This is a genomic window from Microbulbifer aggregans, from assembly GCF_020524005.1.
In the GTDB taxonomy this organism is placed as follows: Bacteria; Pseudomonadota; Gammaproteobacteria; order Pseudomonadales; family Cellvibrionaceae; genus Microbulbifer; species Microbulbifer aggregans_A.
Window position 1 is genome coordinate 1 of sequence record NZ_JAIVKK010000035.1, and the last position, 1,516, is coordinate 1,516.

Genomic DNA, 1,516 nt, shown 5'->3' on the forward strand with positions numbered 1-1,516 from the left:
TTAACGGTCTCTCGACAGAGGAGCCAGGCAGGCATCGAACTACCGCATAAAAGGCCTCTGGTTGCAGCCAGAGGTGGGCCTCAATTTTGCCCGTTTGAGTGAGCATGTACACCATACAAGCAGCGGCAGAGCGACAGCCAACGCTACGCACCTTTTGTGTTACTCGCTGCGCTCAAACATTAACACAAAAGGCGCTCCGCGCTGGCTGCGCCTGCGCTGGGCGTTATACGTAAATGAGTATGTTCGACTACGAATCAAAATTTCTACAATCCAAAGAGGATTTAGATGATGAGACAAATGGCCAACGAAGCTCTTTTAGTGAGGAAGAGGTTCAAAAACTACTTCGCCAATATCCCAGTCTTCCTGAAGATTATATTAGGTATCTCAAAGAAATAGGGGCTGGGCCATTTAGGGAGTGCCAATACGAAGTCTTTGATGAGCCATGTTATTTTGAAGATCTCTATGATATTGGTTGTGAATTTGAAGCAAAGAGATATATTGCCTTCGGCCAAAATTTTTCGGGTGATACCTCGGTATTTGACAGCAAGAAAGGTTGTGAAATTCTTGATTTTTGGCATGACTCTTTTGAGTTCTATGGCAAGAACTTGAGCTTTAAGTGTTATATACGAGAGAAAATGCTAATCGGTGAAAACGGAGAAGACCTCCGTGAAAACGCATAACAAGCAGCGGCAGAGCGACAGTCAACGCTACGCACCTTTTGTGTTACTCGCTTGCGCTCAAACAATAACACAAAAAGTGCTCCGCGCTGGCTGCGCCTGCGCTGGGCGTTAGTGCATTTAAGATGATCAAGAAATTTGTAGTTGTATTTTTGTTGCTTATTTGCTCTCGTACTTGGAGTTGCGAGTATTCGACACATGAACTGTTTCCGCCAAAAAATCCATTTTCTAATTCGCATGGAAGTAAGCCGGCTGCACCCGAAGTAATTTACAAAATACAGCGTGGTTCGCCTAAGATAAAAACGTCTTGTGTAGACCTTGGTGTTGTATCTATTAGTATTTCAAGCCAGGGTTATAGAAATCGATCTACTGGCTATCTATTCGAAGTTGTTTCTAGCTCAGAGTCTCAAGAAATATTTCCTAAGCAAGCCGTTCAGGGGGTTTTAAGCAAGGATGGAAAAGAGGTCCATTTTGATTTTTCGTGGATTGATGGGGCATCAGAGGTTCAAGAGCCAATAGAAGTGGTTGTGAACGTCTACCGCGTCAGTAGCTTGTGGGTACTAAGTGAGCCAACCAAAGTCGTTATAAGGCATCGTGGTCGCATATAGCACTAACAAACGCAGGCAGTTTGCTACGGCCCTGCGGGCCTCCGCGGGACGCCCAACGCCATGCACTTTTTGCGCGGGTCGCTGCGCTCCCAGTTTCGCACAAGAAGTGCATAGCATTGGTCGCCCCTGCTGCGGGCGTTCTGGCTGTAGAAAAACTCTAAAAACCTAGCATTTTTTGATAAAGTTGAGGGATCCAAACCGAGAATCCCTCCATGCCCAACTTCAAGCCCT

General features: G+C 45.9%; 2 protein-coding genes. Both read left to right on the plus strand.

All coding sequences use genetic code 11. The features are described from left to right. Positions 1–239: 239 nt before the first annotated feature. Positions 240–680, plus strand: a complete 441-nt coding sequence (locus LC093_RS20170) for a hypothetical protein (protein ID WP_226669293.1) — start codon at positions 240–242, stop codon at positions 678–680. Positions 681–802: 122 nt separating this feature from the next. After that, complete coding sequence (locus LC093_RS20175; protein WP_226669297.1) at positions 803–1,285, plus strand: hypothetical protein; 483 nt, start codon at positions 803–805, stop codon at positions 1,283–1,285. The last annotated feature ends 231 nt before the right edge of the window (positions 1,286–1,516 follow it).